The sequence below is a fragment of the Shewanella sp. SM101 genome (assembly GCF_025654465.1).
GTDB lineage: Bacteria > Pseudomonadota > Gammaproteobacteria > Enterobacterales > Shewanellaceae > Shewanella > Shewanella oncorhynchi.
In genome coordinates this window covers 1-1080 of the sequence record NZ_JAKKRH010000127.1, presented here as the reverse complement: position 1 = coordinate 1080, position 1080 = coordinate 1, and the positions used below count along the sequence as shown (strand labels likewise).

Genomic DNA, 1080 nt, shown 5'->3' with positions numbered 1-1080 from the left:
CCCGAATTCAACCCCGAAGTGCGACACTCGACAATTAAGCAGCTAACTGGTGAAACACCACGGCAGGCTGCTTAAACTTCAAACACTTTTTGGGTCGATAGTTAATTCTATTCTGAGCAAATTCGATTAATTCATCACTCACTAGCCTCAAATCAACCCCTTTTTTGACGTACTGCCGCAGTAATCCATTGGCGTTTTCATTCGCTCCTCGTTCACAAGAACGATAAGGGTGCGCAAAATATACCTGTGTATCTAGCGCCTCTGCTATCTCTTGGTGGTGAGCAAATTCGCGTCCATTATCTGCCGTTATCGTCAGCACGTGCGCCTTATAGGGCATCAGCAACTCAATCGTCGCTTTCGTTACATCTGCCGCTGACTTCGAATTGACTTTCTTTATCAAATAAAACCGAGTCTTACGCTCTAATAGGGTCACAATAGAGCCCGTTCCATGCAGACCTAATACTGTATCGATTTCCCAGTCGCCAAATCGCTCTCGGTTATCGACAATCGCAGGTCTGTCGTCAATCGATACGGCGTTTTTTATGGTAGGAGCTTGTTCTACTTTGCCGCGCCGATAACGCTTATGTCCTTGACGTAAATGACGATAAAGTTTACCGCCACGACGTTTATCGCGGGCAATATAGCGATAAATCCACTCATGACTGACAGGCTCCTTCACCAAACGCAACACTTGCGAGATTTGCTCAGGGCTCCAATCCAATTGCAGTAAAAGGACGATGCTCTCTATTCGCTGTGAGGGTATCGCATATTTACTCGACTGACGCCTCATTGTGACAGCCTGCTTGTGTGCAATATCAGGCTGATAGCGTGATTGCCCTTGGCATCGTTTAACTTCCCTATAGACACTAGAGCGATGACAATCAATGCATTTAGCTATGTGTGCTATCGAAAAGCCCTGTTCTAACAGTACGGAAATCTGGTATCGTCTTGCTTCGGTCAATTGTTGATAATTCATGGTGATACTCTTTTACTTTGGCGAGATAAAGCGTACCACTTTTCAGCAGTTGGCTTCTTCTACACCTCGATTAGAGTGTCGCAGTTATTATCTGAATTCTGGTG

Annotated in this window: 1 protein-coding gene; it reads right to left on the bottom strand. The window is 45.4% G+C overall.

Annotated features, from left to right (window positions below; genetic code table 11):
- Positions 1-34: 34 nt before the first annotated feature.
- Positions 35-976: an IS30-like element ISSba16 family transposase gene (locus L5M38_RS24170; protein ID WP_263180549.1), complete on the bottom strand. Its 942-nt coding sequence runs from the start codon at positions 974-976 to the stop codon at positions 35-37.
- Between the last annotated feature and the right edge of the window lie 104 nt (positions 977-1080).

What these genes read in the sequence shown, in the direction of transcription:
- L5M38_RS24170 (WP_263180549.1), bottom strand. Translation starts at nt 976, where the DNA reads ATGAATTATCAACAATTGACCGAAGCAAGACGATACCAGATTTCCGTA.